The sequence below is a fragment of the Hymenobacter convexus genome, from assembly GCF_030580955.1.
Classification (GTDB): domain Bacteria; phylum Bacteroidota; class Bacteroidia; order Cytophagales; family Hymenobacteraceae; genus Hymenobacter.
The window spans coordinates 275,661-290,142 of record NZ_JAUQON010000006.1; the positions used below are offsets into that span (position 1 = coordinate 275,661).

The window sequence follows — 14,482 nt, forward strand, 5'->3', positions numbered from 1 at the left end:
GCCCGCGCTTATTCGCGCACGCTTTTTGCTGGTTAGCTCTCCCTACTCTCCTTTTTTGCTGCTATGAAGTTGACTTACCCTGCCACCGCACCCGTCGCTTATCCTTCGGCCCTGGCCAGCACGCTGTATATCTGGCTGTTCAGCAACTTAGGCGGCACGGCAAAGCTCATTGCTGATTTTGGCTTTGAGGAACCCCAGGATTTGCAGATACCGCTGCTCATCGGCCTGCTGACAGGTGTGGTTTCGCTGGTTGCCGTGCCTTTCGCGTTGCCCATTTTCGCGTTGGCCCAGCGCGCCTGCACGGGCTGGAAATGCCGCCTCACGGCTTTGGCTGGGGTGTTGCTCGCCTTTGCCGCGGCCAACTATCTGCTGTTGCACTGGCTGCCTTTGGGCCCACCGGAAAGTCTGCTGCGCATGACGTGGCCCTATCTGGCCGCCGCCGTGCTCACCGTAGCGTGGCTGTACTGGCCACAACCCGTGGCCGGGCGGCTGGCGCGGCCCCGCCCATCCCGCTCCGCTCCGCTGCTCAGCGCGTGGCGGCAGCGCGCAGCTAAGCAGCCCCTGGCGAATCTGGCGCATTAGCCCTGGGCAGGCAACGCGGGTTTAAGCCGACAAAACCGGCCGGATTCGGCGTTTGTGCGTACTGATGGGCCATGCGCCTACGCCTGCGGTTGTTTGAGTTTGAAGATTTGCCGTGGTTTCCGGCCGTCATCCGGGCCGGGATGATGGATTATTTGCGGTTCATGATTTCCGCGCTGGGCACCTACCGGCCCATCGCGCCGCTGCTGGCCGAGGGCCTGGCCCGCACCGGCCAGACCCGCGTGCTGGAGTTGGGCGCCGGCGCCGGCGGCGGCACCGAAACTGTGCTGGCGGCCCTGCGCGCCCACGGCCAGTCCCAAGCCACCATCCTCCTCACCGACCTCTACCCCCAGCCCGCCGCCTGGGCCGACATTGCCGAGCGCACCCGCGGCGCCATCGCCTACGAGCCGGCCTCGGTGAATGCGCTGGCCGTGCCCGCGCATTTAACGGGCTTTCGCATCCTTTTTTCGGCCTTCCACCACTTCCCGCCCGAGGCGGCTACCGCCCTGCTACGCGATGCCGTGCGGGCCAATACCGGCATCGGCGTATTTGAGGGCGCGGGCAAGCACTGGCTGGAGCTGCTGCTGGCCTGGACGGTGCTGCCGGTGGCGCAACTGCTGCTCACGCCTTTTTTTCGGCCGTTCCGGCTCAGCCGGCTGGTATTTACCTACCTCGTGCCGCTCATCCCGCTCTGCACCATCTGGGATGGCACAGTGTCGGTGCTGCGCATGTACACGGCTGAGGAGTTGCTGGCCCTGGCCCACGCCGCCGACCCGGAGAGCCGCTTCGCTTGGCAGGCCGGCAAAAAGCGCCACTGGTGGGGGCCGCAGGTGACGTATCTGATTGGGTGGCCCAAAGAGTAAATGATTTGGGACGTCATGCTGAGCGCAGCCGAAGCATCTCTACCGCAATCCTAAAATTGAATAGTTGTGCTGTAAAGATGCTTCGCTGCGCTCAGCATGACGTTCTTTACAGCCTTTGTTTCTCACCACTCATTGCTTCCCGTTAATTGCGTCTCGCCAACTACAAAAAAGCCCTGCTGCTGCTGCGCATCCCGTTTTCGGTGTACCTCATGCCGGTGTTCTGGTTTGGGCTGAGCGCCCTGCGCGGGCCCTGGAGCGGATGGCGGGCAGCAGCGGTGTTTGTGGTGCTGCACCTGCTGGCGTACCCGGCCTCCAACGGTTACAATTCCTACTACGACAAGGACGAAGGCAGCATCGGCGGCCTGAAAGCCCCTCCCAAAGTGACGCCGGAACTGCTGCATCTGGTGTGGCTCTTCGATGCGCTGGCCGTGGCGGGCGCGGCGCTGCTCTCGTGGCCGTTTGCGGCGCTGGTAGTTGTCTATCTGCTGATTTCGAAGGCGTACAGCTATGAGGGCATTCGGCTAAAAAAGTACCCGCTGCTGAGCACGCTGGTGGTGGTGGTCTTCCAAGGCGCCTTCACACTCCTCATGACGCAGGTGGGCGTGGGCGCCACGCCGGCGCAGCTTTTCGAGAAAACCAACCTGCTGCTGGCGCTGGTGAGCACCTTGTTTTTGTGCGGCTCCTACCCGCTTACGCAAGTGTACCAGCACGAGGAGGACGCCCGGCGCGGCGACCGCACGCTGAGCTTGCGGCTGGGTGTTCGGGGCACGTTCGTGTTTGCGGCGGTGGGGCTGCTGGCGGGCGCGGCGGCGCTGGGGCTGGCCTACTGGCTACGGCACGAAATACGGCCGCTGCTCATTTTTCTGGTAGCTACGGGGCCGGTGGTGTTCCTGTTCAGCCGCTGGGCCTGGGCCGTATGGCACGATGAAAAGGCCGCCGACTTTGAGCACACCATGCGGATGAATCAGGTTTCGTCGTTGTGTTTGAGCGCAGCTTTTATAGCGATGTTGCTGTGGCACTAAGTGTCGGCGGCAGGTAGGCCGGCAACTTATTTCAGCCCTTGGCGCGTATTATCGGGGCTTCATTCCACCAATCCATTTTGGCTATGCGTTACTCCTGGCTCCTGTTGCTGCCGCTGCTGGCAGCCTGCAATTCCAATCCTTCGTCGGAGAATGGGGAACCGGGCTTCGGCGCAGCCGACCAAACGAGTCCGGCCGATAGCACCGGGGTGCTGCCCACGCCCGATACCGCCAGCACCAAAGCCGTTTCGGCCGTAAGCGACACGTTGCGCACTGTGCGCCAGAAGCACAATTTCAGCAACCCCAAGGGCCCGGCCGATTTGTTCAAGCTGGTGTTTCGCGGCCCGTCCATCCTCGAAGGCACCGGCGAATTCACCATCACCGACCCCAGCGGCCAGGTCATTTTCCGCGAGATGCTGACCGAGCCCGACCTTGAAGCTTCATTGGTGTATGAGATGAAAAACCCCACCGCCAGCCGTGCCGAGCGCGAAACCTTCGTGCTGCGCCGCATCGACCGGTTTTTCGTGCCTTCGCAGTTCCACACCCCGGCCATCGACCCCAGCACCGAGTTTCCGGCAGACCTGGTGAACCTTGAACGCGCCACCTGGGACGATTTGCAGCACCGGCCCGACGCCATCGGCTTCGATTATCTGAAAGGCAAGGAAGACCGGCAGCGCATTGCTTGGTCGCCGCTTAAGAAACAGGTGGTTCGGGTGCAATAGCGTCTTTTTAACGCTCAGTTTCCTCGCGCAACAGCTGCTCCAGTCCCGCCCGCATCTGCTCATAAGGCTGAAAGCCGCGGGCCAGCACGTAGCCCTGCTCGCCGATGCGCACCACGGCCGTGGGAAACCCCTCCACGCCAATGCGGGCCACGGCCGCAAACTCTTGCTGCGCGGCCCGGGCGCTTTCCAGTGCGGCCCAGCGGCGCTGAAATTCCACCACGTCCACTCCAAACGGCACCAGCAGCTCGTTGTAGGTCGAAGGGTCGTTTAAGTCGTGGCCATCGCGGAAAAGGGCCGTTTGCACGGCGTGGGCGAAGGCCACGGCGCGGGATGGGTCCTGCGTGAGCTGGCGGAAAGTAGCAATGGCCCGGCTCGGCGGCTCCGAGTCGTAGCGGTAGTGGCCGGCCGCGGCAAGGGCTTTAAAGGCTTCACCGAACTGCACGCCGGTTACATCTTCCACGTCGTTAAGGCTGGTTTTCAAGCCATCCCATATTTCAGCAATCGGGCCCACGTCCTCACCCTTCACCATGCCGCCGCAGAGGACGGATACGTCAACGCGACCCGCAAACTCTTCCTGCAGACGGTTGATGACCGGGCTTGTGCCGTAGCACCAGCCGCAGAGCGGGTCCTGAATGTAAAGCAGTTCGGGCCGGTTTTCGGCTGGTGTGGGCGTCATGGCGGGGAAATAATCTGCCGCAAAAGTAGCCCCTGCTGGCGCTGGTCGGCGCTATTTCTATCGACTACCGAAGTTTTGGGCCGGCGGTGAATTTATTTGACGGGCCCCTGGTTTGTGCGGTGCTAGGTTAGCTTATCGATAGGACAACAGGTTATTTGTGATTTATAGAAAAAGGCCCGCTGCATTGCTGCAGCGGGCCTTTTTTATGCGCCAACGAAACGGGCTTAGCCGTTCATGGCCAGCAGGAATTCTTCGTTGTCCTTGGTGCCTTTGATGCGGTCCTTGAGGAATTCCATGGCCTCGGTGGCCGTCATGTCCGACATAAACTTGCGGAGTACCCACACGCGGTTCAGTTCGTCTTTGCTCATCAGCAGGTCTTCGCGGCGGGTGCCGGAAGCCGGGATGTCAATGGCCGGGAATACACGCTTGTTGGCCAGCTTGCGGTCGAGCTGCAGTTCCATGTTGCCGGTGCCCTTGAATTCCTCGAAGATAACCTCGTCCATCTTGGAGCCGGTTTCGATGAGGGCCGTGGCGATGATGGTGAGCGAGCCGCCGCCTTCCACATTGCGGGCCGCGCCGAAGAAACGCTTGGGCTTTTGCAGCGCGCCCGCGTCGATACCACCCGAGAGAATGCGCGACGAGCTGGGCTGCACCGTGTTATAGGCCCGCGCCAGGCGGGTGATGGAGTCGAGCAGAATCACCACGTCGTGGCCGCATTCGACCAAACGACGCGCCTTATCCAACGCCATTTCGGCGATTTTCACGTGGCGGTCGGCCGTTTCGTCGAAGGTTGAGCTGAGTACTTCGGCCCTCACGGTGCGGGCCATGTCGGTCACTTCCTCGGGGCGCTCATCAATGAGCAGCACCATGAGGTAGACTTCAGGGTGGTTTTCGGCAATGGAATTGGCCACTTCCTGCAACAGCACGGTTTTGCCGGTTTTGGGCTGGGCCACGATGAGGCCGCGCTGGCCCTTGCCAATGGGCGCGAACAAGTCGAGCACACGGGTGCTGATTTGGGTCGACTTCGTGGTCAGCTTCAGCTTAGAATCGGCAAAAAGCGGCGTGAGGTGGCTGAACGGCACCCGGTCGCGTACTTCCTCCACGGTACGGCCGTTCATGCTTTCCACGCCCACCAGGGCAAAGTATTTCTCGCCCTCGCGCGGCGGCCGGATGGTGCAGACCACCGTGTCGCCGGCCTTCATGGCAAACTGCTTCACCTGCTGCGGCGACACATAAATGTCGTCGGGCGAGCTGAGGTAGTTGTAATACGGCGAACGCAGGAAGCCGTAGCCGCCGTCAGGCATCAGCTCAAACGTGCCACCGCCAGGCACCACCAAATCCAAGTCCTGGCGCTGGGGACGATGCTGTTGCTGGTTCTGGCCTTGCGGCTGGTCGGTGCGAGGCGTGCTGTCGGGGTTTTGCTGGCGCTGCTGGCGTTGCTGGTCGCGTAGGGCGTAGCGCTCCTCGCGGGTCAGGTTGCGGTTGTCGCGCGGCTGGTCCTGGTTGTTATTATTGTTATTGTTGCGGAGTTGGTCCTGACGCGGCTGGCCGTCGCGGTTTTCGCGGGGCTGATTGTTATCGCGCGGCTGGTCCTGCCGGGCTTCGCGCGGTTGGTCGTTGCGCTGCTCGCGAGGCTGATTATCCTGGCGTGGCTGCTGTTCGCGGGGCTGCTGGTCCTGGCGAGCGGGGCGCTGCTGGTCGCGGTTGTCGCGCAGCGGCTGTTCGCGGGTGTCGCGCTCGAAACGGTCGGCCCGGTTCTCGCGGCGGTCGGCAAAGCCATTGCCACCGAACTCGCGACGGCGGTTTTCGGAGTTGTTTTCGCGGTTTTCAGTGCCGTTATCGGCCAGTTTCGCGGCAGCGGCGGCTGCTTCATTGGCGGCTTTTTCGGCGGCCATCTCGGCGGCGCGCTGCTCGGTGATGGGGCGGCCGGCGCGGTCCACGCGCTCCCGGCGGCGGGGCTGGGCAGCAGTTGCGTTGCCGTTTTGGTCGCTAGCCGCGTTTTCGGCCGAGGTTTCAAGGGCAGCGGTTGGGGTTTCTGGCGCAGCTTCTACTACTGAAGTAAAAGAAGTATCGGGCTCGGCAGCTAGCACGGCGCCGGTGGCGGCGGCAGCGGGCACTAGGGCCAAACCTTCAATTGGGTCGAGTATTTCGACGGTGGCGGCAGCGGTTTCGGCGGTCGGGGCAGCTTCGCGGCGCGGCTCGCGGGCCGGGCGGGCGGGTTGGGCTTTGCGAGTGGGCGGGGCCACGTCGGAAAAAGGCTGCTCGACGGTGCTGGGGGCCGGGCGGCGGGCGGCGGGCTTGTTGGCACGGGCCGGGGCAGTTGCCACAGCGGCGGGGGCTTCGGCTACGGCCGGCGCCGGGGCAGGCGCGGCGGCCGGCTGCTCGGCGGCGGTGGGAGTCAGGGCCTGCTGGTCGAGGATTTTGTATATCAAATCCTGCTTGCTCAGCCGTTTGAAATTGCCCACGTTCATTTTTTCGGCAATCTCTTTGAGGTCGGACAGCAGCCGGTCCTTGAGCTCGTTAATGGTGTACATAAAGGGAATAAGGGGGAAACATCGTCTTAGAGCGAGGAGAGGGCTGGCAGCTTGGCATAAACCCAAAATGGGCTTGCGGGGCCAGCAACGGCACAAGGCGGCAAAACCGCAGCTAGTACTCGCGGGGTGCGCAAACGGCACCGGATAAGCGCCCGGGGCGCAATCGGAATAAGCAGGAAATGAGGTGCAGAATGGGCCGCTGGAATTTTCAGCAAGTGACGGGCCGGAGACGGGCACTGCGGCCCGCGAATCCAGCCACGGCGGCCGGTTGCTCCCGCAATGTTAGAGCATTACGGGCAAACCGCCAAATCGGATGCGGCTCAGTGGGGTTTAAACGCGCGGCGCCGGGAAATAAGTTGCGGTGCATGGTCAAGGTCGCGGCCCGAGGGCGCGGCACGGGTCGTTTTTCTTCCGACCTTTGCCCGCATTCCATCCCGATTTATGCTGCAACTTTCCGTTCTCCGCGACCAGACCGACCTCGTGCTGGCCGGCCTCGCCAAAAAGCGCTACGCCACCGGCCCCGCCGACGTGGCCGCCATCCTCGACCTCGACCAGCGCCGCCGCCAGCTCCAAACCAGCCACGACTCGGCCCAGGCCGAAGCCAACAAGCTGGCCCAGCAAATCGGCGGCCTGATGAAATCCGGCGACAAAGCCGGCGCCGAAACCCTGAAAATCCGCACCGCCGAACTCAAGCAGCACACCCAGAGTGCTGCCGCCGAGCTGGCCCAGGTGGAAAAAGAGCAGCAACAGCTGCTGTATAAGCTGCCCAACCTGCCCCACGCCAGCGTGCCCGAAGGCCGCGCCGCCGCCGACAACGAAGTGGTGCGCGAGCACGGCGCCAAGCCCGAGCTGGGCGCCGACGCCCTGCCGCACTGGGACCTGATTAAGAAGTACGACATCATCGACTTCGAGCTGGGCGTGAAAATCACGGGCGCGGGCTTTCCAGTGTACAAGGGCCAGGGCGCCCGTTTGCAGCGCGCGCTCATCAACTTTTTCCTTGATGAGGCCCGCAGCGCCGGCTATACGGAGATGCAGCCGCCCATTCTGGTGAACGAGGCCAGCGGCTACGGCACCGGTCAGCTCCCCGACAAGGAGGGCCAGATGTACCACGACGCCAAGGACGACCTGTACCTGATTCCGACCGCCGAGGTCCCGCTGACCAACATCTACCGCGACGAGATTATTCCGGTCGAGAAGCTGCCCATCCGCATCACCGGCCACACGCCCTGCTTCCGCCGCGAGGCCGGCTCGTGGGGCGCCGACGTGCGCGGCCTCAACCGCCTGCACCAGTTCGACAAGGTGGAAATCGTGCAAATCACGGAGCCCGAGCACAGCTACGCGGCCCTCGATACCATGGTGGCCCACATCGAAAGCCTGCTCCAACAGCTGGGCCTCCCCTACCGCGTGCTGCGCCTCTGCGGTGGCGATATGGGCTTCACCAGCGCCCTGACGTATGATTTAGAGGTGTGGAGCGCCGCCCAGGGCCGCTGGCTGGAAGTGTCGTCGGCGTCGAACTTTGAAACCTACCAGGCCAACCGCCTCAAGTGCCGCTACAAGGCCGACGGCGGCAAAACCCAGCTACTGCACACCTTGAACGGCTCGGCATTGGCACTGCCGCGCATCGTGGCCGCGCTGCTGGAGAACAACCAGACGAGCGATGGCATTGAGCTGCCGGCCGTGCTACACTCGTATTGCGGGTTCAGCCGGATTGGGTAGGCGTCGGGTGTGGGCAGCCGGTTGTCATTGCGAGTGGAGCGTAGCGGAACGCGGCAATCTGTCCTGTCAAAACCAGACACTTTCTTTTACCAGAAAGCCCCGACACTGCGCAGTGCCGGGGCTTTTTGCGATTTTAGCGTTTGCCACATTGGAAGACTGGGCGCTGAGAAAAGGACAGATTGCCGCGTTGCGCTGCGCTCTACTCGCAATGACAGAAGGGCCAAACGCGAGGCGGTTAATACTCGGCCATTTCCTCGTCCACATAGCACCAGAGCCACCGTTCGCCGGGCTCGGCGGAGGCGATGACGGGGTGCTGGGTGGCGTGAAAGTGCTTGGTGGCGTGTTGGTTTTTGGAATTGTCGCAGCAGCCGACGTGGCCGCAGTCCTGGCATACGCGCAGGTGCACCCAGGTGTCGCCGAGGGCCACGCATTCGGGACAAACGTGCGAAGGGGCGGTTTTGAGGCTGGTGAGGCTGGTGAGGTGCTGGCAGGGCTGAGGCATGGGTTGAAGGTAGGAAGCGACGGGCAATGGGCCGGCAGGCAAAGAGCGAAAAAAGGGAATTATTCAACTATCCATTCCCCCGCCCCAAACGGTGCAACTGTCGACTACAGCCCGCCAACCGGCGATTGGAGGTCGCAATGGGGAATCCTGGACGGCAACTTCGGATTGTCAGTCAGCAACCGCAGTCTTTCACCTCACCTTATCCCCTCCCCCAACGTCATGGAAAGAAAACATTTTTTGAAGAGCCTGTTGCTGGGAGCCGCTTCGACGCCGGTGCTGCTTTCGGCCTGCGGCAAAGACACCGTTTCGCCCACATCGGGCACCAGCACTACCTCGGGCACCACCGGAACCACGGGCACCACCAGCGGCTCGGGCAGCTGCACCGTGGCCCCCACCGAAACCGAAGGCCCTTTCCCCACCAAAACGCCGGCTTCCTACGTGCGCAGCAACATCACGGACGGCAAAACCGGCTACGCGCTGACCATCACCATCACCGTGAACAACAGCAACGCCAGTTGCGCGGCCCTGGCCGGCGCGCTGGTCGACATCTGGCATTGCGACGCCGAGGGCAACTACTCGGAATACGGCGGCACGGGCATGCAGGCGACTAATTACCAGTCGGTACACTTTCTGCGCGGCCGGCAGGTGACCAACGCGGCCGGGCAGGTCACGTTCACGAGCATCTTCCCGGGTTGGTATTCGGGCCGGGCCACGCACATCCACGTGCACGTGTATTCAGCCACCGGCACCTCGCTGAAAGTGACCCAGATTGCCTTCCCCGAAGGCAGCGGCACGGCCGTGGCGGCCGTGAACGGCTACGCCAAAGGCCTGAGCGGCTACACTTCCAACGCCAGCGACAACGTGTTCAGCGACGGCGTGGCCCTGGAACTGGCCACCGTGACGGGCAGCACCTTAGCTGGTTTCCAGCTGGCGTGGGCACTGGCGGTGCCGGCGTGATGAAGAATTAATCATGCCCGTCATGCTGAGCGCAGTCGAAGCATCTCTACCGCTTCGTTGAAACGATTGGATTACTGCTGCACGCGAGATGCTTCGGCTACGCTCAGCATGACGTTCTCTTTCTTTCCTACAAACCCCATGCCCGACCGCACCATCTGCCTGTGCTACCGCAAAATCATCGATGCCAGCAGTACCCGGCCCTGGGACAAGCTGGTGTGGGACGACAGCTACGCGGAATTTCGGCTGCAGGCGCAGAATTTCAACCCCGAAAACCGCTACCGCTCCTTCGGCGAAATCCTGCATTATGTGCCGGGCGCCGAGCGGCTGCACTTCCTGGTGAGCGGGGCCGTGACGGGCTACGTGCAGCAGCTCAACGAACGGATGCCGGACATTCTCAACAACCTGGGCCGGCATTTCCTGCGCTTCGAGCGATTTCAGTTCGAGCTGATTAACTCCGATTTACAGGATAAGAGCAAGCATCAGGTGGCCATCAACTTTGTGTCGACGCCGCTGCGGTGGCACGACACGGTGGGTCAATTACTGCTGGTATCGGAGGCCGCGGCCGTACCGGCGGCGGGCGAGATGCTGACGCATCTGGTCCAGTTGCAGCCCTTTTTGAGTATTTATTCTATTCAAACGCCTGAACCTCATGCGCCAGCCAACGCCGGGTAAAATCCTTCTTGCCGATGAGCGGGGCGTGGCCGAATCGGACCGGTTCCGACGGTTCAGCACGTTCAGCTTTGGGTTGTTCGCTCATCCGCACAAGGGGCCATTTGGGCGGCTGTATGGCTGGAATGAGGAAACGCTGGCGGGCGGGCACGCCCTGGATTTCACGGTGGCCGAGGCCTCGCACGTTCTCATCATCCCCGTCACCGGCGCGGTGACGCTGGTTGCCAGCGAAACGCTTGAAACCGCCGTGGACGTGGAAGAAATGCTGGTACTGACCGTGCCCGCTGGCAGCATATTGCGCGTGCAAAATCCTTACCCGGAAGAGTTAGTCAGCTTTCTGCACGTGTGGCTGCTAGCCGATGCGCCGGTGTCGGCCGTAACCATCCAACAAGCCACATTCAGCCTGGAAGCGGCGCCTGGGCAACTACAACTCTTGGTTCCCGAGCCAGCTGGGGTTGCGCTACCCGTGGCCCTAAGCCTGGGCCGCTTTGCGGGCCGTCAGGAGGCCATTTACCAGATGGGCAATATAGAATCCAGCTTTTTCGCCTTTGTGCTGGCCGGGGCTTTCGAAGTGGAAGGACGGCTGATGCACGAGAAAGACGGGCTGGCGCTGTGGAATGCGGGCGAAATTGAACTGGAAGCGCTAAGCAACGACGCCATTATCATCGTACTGGAAATAAAGCAGCAGGCCGAGGCCTAGTCACTCTGCGACGCCCAATCCAGGTTCAGATTCTGGTCGCGCATGCACTTGAAATGGCCTTGCGGGCACTTGGCGAAGCCGATTTTAGAGCACGGCCGACAGGGCAGCCCCTGCACTTCCAGCGACTGGAAATCGGTTTTGTAAGGGTACATGCCGAAGGCGGGCACGGTATTACCCCACACACTGAAAATCTGCTTGCCAAAAGCGGCCGCAATGTGCATCAGCCCAGTATCGTGGCTCACCACAAACTGCGCCTGCCGCACCAGCGACGCCGATTGATGCAGCGAGTAGCGCCCGCAGCCGTTGTGGATTGGAGGATTGGGGACTTGGGGACTTAGAGACTTGGTTTCCGAAGCTGTTAATGCCGCAATAATCGCCTCGGCTATTGGTGCATCCTCTGGGCCGCCTAGCAACAGAACGGGGCGCGGGGCCAGCCGCTGGCACAGTTCCACCAGTTTCTCCAGTGGCAGGCGCTTGGTGGCGTGCTGTGCGCCGATGGCCACGGCCACATAGCCACCGCGCTGGAAGGGCGCGGGCAGCGTCGTCAGGTCAATTTCCTGACCGGCGGGAATGAAATAGTCAAGGCCGCGGCCATCGTCCTGCACGCCCAGCGGCGCGGCGGCGTCTAAGTATCGTTGCACGATGTGCACGCGCGGCAGCCGGTCAATCTTGAAGTTGACCAGCAGCCACTTCTGCCAATTAAGCTTATCGAAACTGCTGGATTTCACACCCAACTGCAGCTTGATGAGACGTGTACGCAGGTTGTTGTGCAGGTCGATGATGTAGTCGAACCGCTCGGCTTTCAGCGTCCGCACCAGCTCGCCCAGGCTGCCGGTGAGGCAGTGGACTTTGGTGATGTAGGGGTTGGGCTCCAACAGGCCGCGGTAGGCGGGCTTGGTGGCAAAATGCACTTCCGCATCGGGCACCTGTTGGGCCAGCGCCCGCACCACCGGCGTGGTCAACACGATGTCGCCGATGGACGAAAAGCGGAGAACGAGGATTTTCATTGGTTAATGGCCAGCAACAGGCAAAAAGAACGTCATACTGAGCGCAGCCGAAGCATCTCTACCGCAGTAGTAAACCTGCTGAATTGAATTACTTTTCGCGGTAGAGATGCTTCGGCTGCGCTCAGCATGACGTTCAATGGTAATCCTTGCGCAGCTTCAGCTACTCAAACAACGACTTCTTATATTCCAGCGGCGGCGTGATGTTGGCTTTGCGCTGCTCAAAATAGGCGGCCACTTCCTCCACCGACTTGGCATTGAAGGTCATTTCTTTCGTCAGGTGGCCTTTGCGGCCCATCAGCACGCCGTAGCGCATGTCTTCGTAGCCGTTGGTGTGGTGGGCATCGGGGTTGATGCTCAGCATCACGCCCTGGTCCAGCGCATAGCGCACCCAGCGCCAGTCGAGGTCGAGGCGCCAGGGGTTGGCGTTGATTTCGATGATGACTTTATGCTGGGCGCAGGCGTCGATGACGGCTTTGTAGTCGATGGGGTAGCCCTGGCGGCGCAGCAGCAGGCGGCCGGTGGGGTGGCCCAGCATGGTGGTGTAAGGGTTTTCGATGGCGCGCAACAGGCGGTCGGTAGCCTTGCGCTCGTCCATTTTCAGGTTGGAATGGATGCTGGCCACGACGAAATCGAAGCTGGCCAGCACGTCGCTGGGGTAGTCGAGCGAGCCGTCGCCGAGAATGTCGCTTTCAATGCCTTTGAAGATGCGGAACGGGGCCAGCTCGGCGTTCAGCTTGTCGATTTCGAGGTGCTGCTGGCGCACGCGCTCCACGCTCAGGCCGTTGGCGTAGTGGGCGGCCTGGCTGTGGTCGCAGAGGCCGAGGTACTCGTAACCGTGGTCGCGCAGCCAGGTGGCCATTTCGCGGATGCTGTGGTTGCCGTCGGAGTAGGTGCTGTGGTTGTGCAGGGAGCCGCGCAGGTCGCCGTCTTCCACCAGATGCGGCAGCTTTTTGTCGGCGGCGAGGGCGATTTCGCCCAGGCCCTCGCGCAATTCAGGCACGATGAATTGCAGGCCCGCCTTTTCATACAGCGCTTCTTCCTGCTGAAATTGCTCGCGCCGCGCCCACTGGCGCAGGGTGGAGTTGGGACCGGTGGAATTTGGAATTAGCTCACCCAAATGCGCTTCGGCGGCGGAGTTCAGGAAAACTTCGGTGGCAAAAGTGGCGGGCGCCACCAGCAGCACTTCCACCTGCACCCCCGACTCGGTGGCGCGGCCGCGCCAGGCAAACGGGCCCGAGCGGCGCGGGTCGGGCGTGAGGCCGTCCAGGCCGTTTAGTAGTTCGTGGGCCTGCACCGGGCTATCGGTGGCGGCCACGAGGCGCACGGTTTCCACGGTTTCGAGGCGGCGGCGGATTTCGCCGGCCACAGCCACCTGCTCGGTTTTCAGGGCTTCGCGCAGACGGCGGGCGAGGTCGTCGGCCAGCTGTTCGGCCTGTGGATAGAGCAGTTTGCCCTGGCTCTGGCCGGCAAATTCCAACGCTTCCAGAATGCTTTCCTGGGTCTTTTTGCCGAAGCCTTTGAGCTTGCTCACCTGGTCGGTTTCGGCGGCCTCGCGCAGCTGCTCAATGCTTTCGAGGCCCAGCTCGCGCCACAGGCTGCGGATTTTTTTCGGACCAATACCCTTAATTTTCAGCATCTCCACCACGCCGGGTGGCGTGATTTCCAGCAGGCGCTGCAGGTCCGAGAACGTGCCGGTGTCGAGCAGCTCGGCCACTTTGGCGGCGGCGGTTTTGCTCAGGCCGGTGCGGTCGGGCAGGCCGGAGCGCTCCACCTCGGCCACCGGGAAGCTCAGCGCATCGAGGGCGTTGGCCGTGCCTTCGATGGCGCGGATTTTAAACGGGTTTTCGTCGTGCAGCTCCATTAGCTGGGCGGCCAGCTTGAAGGCGCGGGTCAGGGCGCGGTTATCCACGGGAGAGTTGTTGTTGGGAGAACGAATGTAGCGTACCCGGGTGCTTACGCGGAAAGCGGCCCCCACGGCCAGCCGGGCCATTTCAGCGTACGCGCCTGAAACGCCTTACCTTGGCGCGCCCACCTTTTTGATTTTGCTATGATATTCCGCCCCTCCATGCGCCCACTGGCGGTGGCCTTTCTGCTGCTCGTGGCGGCTTGCGAACGCCGCAAGTCGGTCGTCATCTACTCCCCGGCGTCCATGAAACAGCTCGAAGGCACCTGGCTCAACTCGCACGAGGAAAACGCCGGCGATACGCTGGTATACCGGCCCAACACCTACCATTTCCCGCCGGCCCGCGGCCGCACGGGCTTTGCGTTCAAGGAATACGGCCGTTTCGAACAGTTCGACATTGCGCCCACCGACGGCCTGACCGGCCGCCCCGGCACCTGGGTTATTGAGGGCAACAGCCTCAACAAGGTTCGCATTCACCTCAACGAAGGCCAGGAGCCCGATTACGAGATGGAGGTTTTCTCCCTGAAAAACAAGGTTCTCAAGCTCCGCAAGCAACCGGTTGAAAAGGCCCGATAGGGAGGCCAAATACTAAAACGGTCATGTCGAGCTTGCCCATTGGCCGATTCCTTTCTGCC

The 14,482-nt window shown here is 62.1% G+C and carries 14 protein-coding genes; 9 read left to right on the forward strand and 5 right to left on the reverse strand.

Annotated features, from left to right (window positions below; all coding sequences use genetic code 11):
- Positions 1-63: 63 nt before the first annotated feature.
- From Q4S41_RS14915 to Q4S41_RS14930, 4 genes are all read left to right on the forward strand, one after another.
- Positions 64-582: a hypothetical protein gene (locus tag Q4S41_RS14915; protein ID WP_305031918.1), complete on the forward strand. Its 519-nt coding sequence runs from the start codon at positions 64-66 to the stop codon at positions 580-582.
- Between the two features lie 71 nt (positions 583-653).
- Entirely contained in the window at positions 654-1,442 is a 789-nt protein-coding gene (locus Q4S41_RS14920; RefSeq protein WP_305031919.1) for a class I SAM-dependent methyltransferase, read from the forward strand.
- Positions 1,443-1,588: 146 nt separating this feature from the next.
- Entirely contained in the window at positions 1,589-2,464 is an 876-nt protein-coding gene (locus Q4S41_RS14925) for a UbiA family prenyltransferase (RefSeq protein ID WP_305031920.1), read from the forward strand.
- Positions 2,465-2,547: 83 nt separating this feature from the next.
- The gene (locus Q4S41_RS14930; RefSeq protein ID WP_305031921.1) at positions 2,548-3,183 is read left to right on the forward strand and encodes a hypothetical protein; all 636 of its coding nucleotides are present in this window, start codon (positions 2,548-2,550) and stop codon (positions 3,181-3,183) included.
- Positions 3,184-3,190: 7 nt separating this feature from the next.
- Here the strand turns inward: Q4S41_RS14930 and Q4S41_RS14935 are convergent, their stop codons facing one another.
- Together Q4S41_RS14935 and rho are read right to left on the reverse strand one after the other, a co-directional pair.
- Positions 3,191-3,859, reverse strand: coding sequence for a DsbA family protein (locus Q4S41_RS14935; protein ID WP_305031922.1), 669 nt, complete (start codon positions 3,857-3,859; stop codon positions 3,191-3,193).
- A 224-nt stretch (positions 3,860-4,083) separates the two neighbouring features.
- Positions 4,084-6,393, reverse strand: a complete 2,310-nt coding sequence (rho, locus tag Q4S41_RS14940) for a transcription termination factor Rho (protein WP_305031923.1) — start codon at positions 6,391-6,393, stop codon at positions 4,084-4,086.
- 441 nt (positions 6,394-6,834) lie between these two features.
- Here rho and serS point away from each other — a divergent pair, with 441 nt between their 5' ends.
- The gene (gene serS, locus Q4S41_RS14945; RefSeq protein ID WP_305031924.1) at positions 6,835-8,109 is read left to right on the forward strand and encodes a serine--tRNA ligase; all 1,275 of its coding nucleotides are present in this window, start codon (positions 6,835-6,837) and stop codon (positions 8,107-8,109) included.
- 235 nt (positions 8,110-8,344) lie between these two features.
- Here serS and Q4S41_RS14950 read toward each other — a convergent pair whose 3' ends face one another.
- Complete coding sequence (locus Q4S41_RS14950; protein WP_305031925.1) at positions 8,345-8,611, reverse strand: UBP-type zinc finger domain-containing protein; 267 nt, start codon at positions 8,609-8,611, stop codon at positions 8,345-8,347.
- Between the two features lie 219 nt (positions 8,612-8,830).
- Between Q4S41_RS14950 and Q4S41_RS14955 the strand changes: the two genes are divergently transcribed.
- The 3 genes from Q4S41_RS14955 to Q4S41_RS14965 all read left to right on the forward strand — a co-directional run bounded on the left by Q4S41_RS14955 (position 8,831) and on the right by Q4S41_RS14965 (position 10,937).
- Positions 8,831-9,568: a dioxygenase family protein gene (locus tag Q4S41_RS14955; protein ID WP_305031926.1), complete on the forward strand. Its 738-nt coding sequence runs from the start codon at positions 8,831-8,833 to the stop codon at positions 9,566-9,568.
- Positions 9,569-9,706: 138 nt separating this feature from the next.
- Complete coding sequence (locus Q4S41_RS14960; protein WP_305031927.1) at positions 9,707-10,240, forward strand: hypothetical protein; 534 nt, start codon at positions 9,707-9,709, stop codon at positions 10,238-10,240.
- On the forward strand, positions 10,218-10,937 hold the full coding sequence (locus Q4S41_RS14965; RefSeq protein ID WP_305031928.1) for a pirin family protein: 720 nt from the start codon (positions 10,218-10,220) through the stop codon (positions 10,935-10,937). Before Q4S41_RS14960 ends, Q4S41_RS14965 begins: the two co-directional genes overlap by 23 nt.
- On the opposite strand, the gene Q4S41_RS14970 is transcribed toward Q4S41_RS14965, so the two are convergent.
- Positions 10,934-11,944: a glycosyltransferase family 9 protein gene (locus tag Q4S41_RS14970; protein WP_305031929.1), complete on the reverse strand. Its 1,011-nt coding sequence runs from the start codon at positions 11,942-11,944 to the stop codon at positions 10,934-10,936. The genes Q4S41_RS14965 and Q4S41_RS14970 overlap by 4 nt on opposite strands.
- A gap of 160 nt (positions 11,945-12,104) precedes the next feature.
- Complete coding sequence (locus Q4S41_RS14975; RefSeq protein WP_305031930.1) at positions 12,105-13,853, reverse strand: helix-hairpin-helix domain-containing protein; 1,749 nt, start codon at positions 13,851-13,853, stop codon at positions 12,105-12,107.
- Between the two features lie 138 nt (positions 13,854-13,991).
- Between Q4S41_RS14975 and Q4S41_RS14980 the strand changes: the two genes are divergently transcribed.
- On the forward strand, positions 13,992-14,423 hold the full coding sequence (locus tag Q4S41_RS14980) for a lipocalin-like domain-containing protein (RefSeq protein ID WP_305031931.1): 432 nt from the start codon (positions 13,992-13,994) through the stop codon (positions 14,421-14,423).
- Positions 14,424-14,482 lie beyond the last annotated feature (59 nt).

What these genes read in the sequence shown, in the direction of transcription:
- Q4S41_RS14915 (WP_305031918.1), top strand. Translation starts at nt 64, where the DNA reads ATGAAGTTGACTTACCCTGCCACCGCACCCGTCGCTTATCCTTCGGCC.
- Q4S41_RS14920 (WP_305031919.1), top strand. Translation starts at nt 654, where the DNA reads ATGCGCCTACGCCTGCGGTTGTTTGAGTTTGAAGATTTGCCGTGGTTT.
- Q4S41_RS14930 (WP_305031921.1), top strand. Translation starts at nt 2,548, where the DNA reads ATGCGTTACTCCTGGCTCCTGTTGCTGCCGCTGCTGGCAGCCTGCAAT.
- Q4S41_RS14935 (WP_305031922.1), bottom strand. Translation starts at nt 3,859, where the DNA reads ATGACGCCCACACCAGCCGAAAACCGGCCCGAACTGCTTTACATTCAG.
- rho (WP_305031923.1), bottom strand. Translation starts at nt 6,393, where the DNA reads ATGTACACCATTAACGAGCTCAAGGACCGGCTGCTGTCCGACCTCAAA.
- serS (WP_305031924.1), top strand. Translation starts at nt 6,835, where the DNA reads ATGCTGCAACTTTCCGTTCTCCGCGACCAGACCGACCTCGTGCTGGCC.
- Q4S41_RS14950 (WP_305031925.1), bottom strand. Translation starts at nt 8,611, where the DNA reads ATGCCTCAGCCCTGCCAGCACCTCACCAGCCTCACCAGCCTCAAAACC.
- Q4S41_RS14955 (WP_305031926.1), top strand. Translation starts at nt 8,831, where the DNA reads ATGGAAAGAAAACATTTTTTGAAGAGCCTGTTGCTGGGAGCCGCTTCG.
- Q4S41_RS14960 (WP_305031927.1), top strand. Translation starts at nt 9,707, where the DNA reads ATGCCCGACCGCACCATCTGCCTGTGCTACCGCAAAATCATCGATGCC.
- Q4S41_RS14965 (WP_305031928.1), top strand. Translation starts at nt 10,218, where the DNA reads ATGCGCCAGCCAACGCCGGGTAAAATCCTTCTTGCCGATGAGCGGGGC.
- Q4S41_RS14970 (WP_305031929.1), bottom strand. Translation starts at nt 11,944, where the DNA reads ATGAAAATCCTCGTTCTCCGCTTTTCGTCCATCGGCGACATCGTGTTG.
- Q4S41_RS14980 (WP_305031931.1), top strand. Translation starts at nt 13,992, where the DNA reads ATGATATTCCGCCCCTCCATGCGCCCACTGGCGGTGGCCTTTCTGCTG.